Below are 4,333 nucleotides of genomic sequence, written 5' to 3'. Positions count from 1 at the left end.
GTCCGCACCACTGGCAGAGCAGAAGCGACCATCCAGGTGGATATCGCTCATCAGTTCTGGCATATTCCGCATGAAAAAATCTGGATTGAAGACCAGTCAACAAACTGCGGTGAAAACGCACGCTTTAGCATCACGCTATTGAATCAGGCCGTAGAACGAGTTCATACGGCTATCGTTGTACAGGACCCCACCATGCAGCGGCGCACGATGGCAACGTTCCGCCGTATGACCGGGGACAATCCCGATGCACCACGCTGGTTAAGTTATCCCGGATTCGTTCCTCAGTTAGGAAATAACGCAGACAGTGTAATCTTTATTAATCAGTTACAAGGATTATGGCCGGTTGAGCGTTATCTCTCACTACTCACTGGCGAGCTGCCGCGTTTACACGATGATAGCGATGGCTACGGTCCCCGCGGGCGAGATTTTATCGTTCACGTTGATTTTCCGGCAGAAGTCATCCATGCATGGCAAACGCTGAAACATGATGCGGTGCTCATCGAGGCGATGGAAAGTCGCTCGTTACGTTAAAAATTGCCCGTTTGTGAACCACTTGTTTGCAAACGGGCATGACTCCTGACTTTTATTTCTGCCTTTTATTCCTTTTACACTTGTTTTTATGAAGCCCTCCACAGAATTGTCCTTTCCCGATGCCGTCTCTCTGATGATTGATGTTAATTAACAATATATTCACCGAAAACAAACATATAAATCACAGGAGTCGCCCATGTCAGTACCCGTTCAACATCCTATGTATATCGATGGACAGTTTGTTACCTGGCGTGGAGACGCATGGATTGATGTGGTAAACCCTGCTACAGAGGCTGTCATTTCCCGCATACCCGATGGTCAGGCCGAGGATGCCCGTAAGGCAATCGATGCAGCAGAACGTGCACAACCAGAATGGGAAGCGTTGCCTGCTATTGAACGCGCCAGTTGGTTGTGCAAAATCTCCGCCGGGATCCGCGAACGCGCCAGTGAAATCAGTGCGCTGATTGTTGAAGAAGGGGGCAAGATCCAGCAGCTAGCTGAAGTCGAAGTGGCTTTTACTGCCGACTATATCGATTACATGGCGGAGTGGGCACGGCGTTACGAGGGCGAGATTATTCAAAGCGATCGTCCAGGAGAAAATATTCTTCTGTTTAAACGTGCGCTTGGTGTGACTACCGGCATTCTGCCGTGGAACTTTCCGTTCTTCCTCATTGCCCGCAAAATGGCTCCCGCTCTTTTGACCGGTAATACCATCGTCATTAAACCCAGTGAATTTACGCCAAACAATGCGATTGCATTCGCCAAAATCGTCGATGAAATAGGCCTTCCGCGCGGCGTGTTTAACCTTGTACTGGGGCGTGGTGAAACCGTTGGGCAAGAACTGGCGGGTAACCCAAAGGTCGCAATGGTCAGTATGACAGGCAGCGTCTCTGCAGGTGAGAAGATCATGGCGACTGCGGCGAAAAACATCACCAAAGTGTGTCTGGAATTGGGTGGTAAAGCACCGGCTATCGTAATGGACGATGCCGATCTTGAACTGGCAGTCAAAGCCATCGTTGATTCACGCGTCATTAATAGTGGGCAAGTGTGTAACTGTGCAGAACGTGTTTATGTACAGAAAGGCATTTATGATCAGTTCGTCAATCGGCTGGGTGAAGCGTTGCAGGCGGTTCAATTTGGTAACCCCGCTGAACGCAACGACATTGCGATGGGGCCGTTGATTAACGCCGCGGCGCTGGAAAGGGTTGAGCAAAAAGTGGCGCGCGCAGTAGAAGAAGGGGCGAGAGTGGCGTTGGGTGGCAAAGCGGTAGAGGGGAAAGGATATTATTATCCGCCGACATTGCTGCTGGATGTTCGCCAGGAAATGTCGATTATGCATGAGGAAACCTTTGGCCCGGTGCTGCCAGTTGTCGCATTTGACACGCTGGAAGATGCTATCTCAATGGCTAATGACAGTGATTACGGCCTGACCTCATCAATCTATACCCAAAATCTGAACGTCGCGATGAAAGCCATTAAAGGGCTGAAGTTTGGTGAAACTTACATCAACCGTGAAAACTTCGAAGCTATGCAAGGTTTCCACGCCGGATGGCGTAAATCCGGTATTGGCGGCGCAGATGGTAAACATGGCCTGCATGAATATCTGCAGACCCAGGTGGTTTATTTACAGTCTTAATGAGTGAAAGAGGCGGAGGTTTTTTCCTCCGCCTGTGCGCGTCAGAGTTTAGCGAATTTTTCGAGGGTGCGAATAAGCTGCATGACGAAGCCATATTCGTTATCGTACCAGGCGACCGTTTTCACCAGTTGTAAATCGCCCACGGCGGTAATTTCCGTTTGCGTGGCATCAAACACTGAACCGAAATGGCTGCCAATGATATCGGAAGAGACTATTTCTTCATCGGTATAACCAAATGACTCGTTATTGGTGGTTGCTTGTTTAAGTGCGTTATTCACCTCTTCGGCAGTCACTTTTTTTCCGAGAATGGACACCAGCTCAGTGACCGAACCTGTTTTCACCGGCACGCGTTGCGCATGACCTTTCAGTTTGCCGCTCAGTTCCGGGATCACCAGACCAATGGCTTTTGCCGCCCCCGTAGTGTGGGGAATGATATTTTCTGCCGCTGCGCGTGAAGCACGTAAATCTTTACCACGCGGGCCATCCACCAGTGACTGGGTGCCAGTATAGGCATGAATGGTCGTCATCGTGCCGACTTCTATCCCGAAACTGTCATGCAAGGCTTTGGCCATCGGCGCAAGGCAGTTAGTGGTGCATGACGCCACGGAAACAATGGTGTCGTTGCCATCCAGAGTGTTGTCATTAACGTTATAAACGATGGTTTTCATTTCACCGGCAGGAGCGGAAATCAACACCTTCTTCGCACCAGCATCAAGATGCGCCTGCGATTTATCGGCGGAGGTATAAAAGCCAGTACATTCGACAATGATTTCTGCCCCTTTCGCTTTCCACGGAATATTTTTAGCCTCTTTTTCGGCGTAAACCGCGATACTTTTCCCATCAACGATAAGTGAATCTTCCGTAAAATCAACGCTCCAGGGGAACGGACCATAGTTTGAATCATGTTTCAGCAGATAGGCGAGAATTTTTGGGGAAGTAAGATCATTAATAGCGACAACGTCTATGTTGCTTTTGACTTCAAGTAAACGACGCAACACCAGTCGACCGATACGACCAAAACCGTTAATACCAACTTTACTCATGGTTTTCTCCTGTCAGGAACGTTCGGATGAAAATTGATCCTTTCCAGGCTTAGACCAGGATTGTGGGATGGGCAATCTCCATTCTTACAGTGAAACGTAACGTACTGAAAACGGGTGAACAATATTTAATGAAATTTTGAGAAAAGCCCGTTATGTTAACGGAAAATTATGTTAAAGCAGGAAATGTTATGGAAAATAAATACTCAAGGTTACAAATCAGCATTCACTGGCTGGTCTTTTTGCTGGTTATCGCAGCGTATTGCGCAATGGAGTTTCGTGGTTTCTTCCCACGTAGCGATCGGCCGCTCATCAACATGATTCATGTTTCCTGTGGCATCTCAATTCTCGTGCTGATGGTGGTTCGTCTTTTGTTAAGACTGAAATACCCAACCCCGCCGATTATACCTAAGCCGAAACCGATGATGACGGGACTGGCGCATTTGGGACATTTGGTGATTTATCTCCTGTTTATTGCGCTGCCAGTGATTGGTTTGGTGATGATGTATAACCGGGGCAACCCGTGGTTTGCGTTTGGTTTGACGATGCCTTACGCTTCAGAGGCCAATTTCGAACGGGTTGATAGCTTAAAGTCGTGGCATGAGACGCTGGCGAATCTGGGATATTTTGTCATCGGGTTGCACGCTGCGGCTGCACTGGCACACCACTATTTCTGGAAGGACAACACACTTCTACGCATGATGCCGCGTAAACGTTCCTGAAGGATATTTAAAGAAAACGCCTGTACTAAAACCGACCCGTGGTACAGGCGAAGAATACGGGTCTACATCGGAAGCGCCTATCATATTTATTTGTATGACAAATAAAACCATAATCCTTGCCCATACGTCCATCTGGCTTATTTTTAATCAATTCACCCGATCTTTGATCTCATCAACGGTATCAAAATAAACCAGCGTATAACGTTCAAATCGCACATAAGATTCGATAAACCATGGAGGTTATATGAAAAAACTGGCACTTATTTTGTTTATGGGAACGCTTGTTTCCTTTTATGCCGATGCCGGGCGCAAACCCTGTTCTGGTTCGAAAGGGGGGATCTCACACTGTACGGCAGGCGGCAAATTTGTCTGTAATGATGGTTCTATTAGTGCATCGAAAAAAA

Annotated in this window: 5 protein-coding genes; 4 read left to right on the top strand and 1 reads right to left on the bottom strand. The window is 48.0% G+C overall.

Going from position 1 to position 4,333, the window contains the following annotated elements; all coding sequences use genetic code 11:
• Positions 1 to 531, top strand: a 531-nt coding sequence (gene ydcF / locus ACUU1I_RS19790) for a DUF218 domain-containing protein YdcF (protein WP_449144891.1), incomplete at its 5' end; no start/stop codon positions are given.
• 196 nt (positions 532 to 727) lie between these two features.
• Positions 728 to 2,167 (top strand): aldehyde dehydrogenase, encoded by a 1,440-nt coding sequence (gene aldA, locus ACUU1I_RS19785; protein WP_000115921.1) that lies wholly within the window; start codon positions 728 to 730, stop codon positions 2,165 to 2,167.
• A gap of 41 nt (positions 2,168 to 2,208) precedes the next feature.
• Here the strand turns inward: aldA and gap are convergent, their stop codons facing one another.
• Positions 2,209 to 3,210 (bottom strand): type I glyceraldehyde-3-phosphate dehydrogenase, encoded by a 1,002-nt coding sequence (gene gap, locus ACUU1I_RS19780; RefSeq protein ID WP_000048655.1) that lies wholly within the window; start codon positions 3,208 to 3,210, stop codon positions 2,209 to 2,211.
• A gap of 188 nt (positions 3,211 to 3,398) precedes the next feature.
• Between gap and cybB the strand changes: the two genes are divergently transcribed.
• Together cybB and ACUU1I_RS19770 are read left to right on the top strand one after the other, a co-directional pair.
• The gene (cybB, locus tag ACUU1I_RS19775) at positions 3,399 to 3,929 is read left to right on the top strand and encodes a cytochrome b561 (protein ID WP_000428998.1); all 531 of its coding nucleotides are present in this window, start codon (positions 3,399 to 3,401) and stop codon (positions 3,927 to 3,929) included.
• Positions 3,930 to 4,173: 244 nt separating this feature from the next.
• Positions 4,174 to 4,333 (top strand): YdcA family protein (locus tag ACUU1I_RS19770; protein WP_449141846.1); only part of this gene is annotated, 160 nt, incomplete at its 3' end.

It is taken from the genome of Shigella sp. SIG3 (assembly GCF_053555855.1).
Note: the sequence above shows the minus strand (reverse complement) of the source record. Positions and strands in the feature narration are given on the sequence as shown.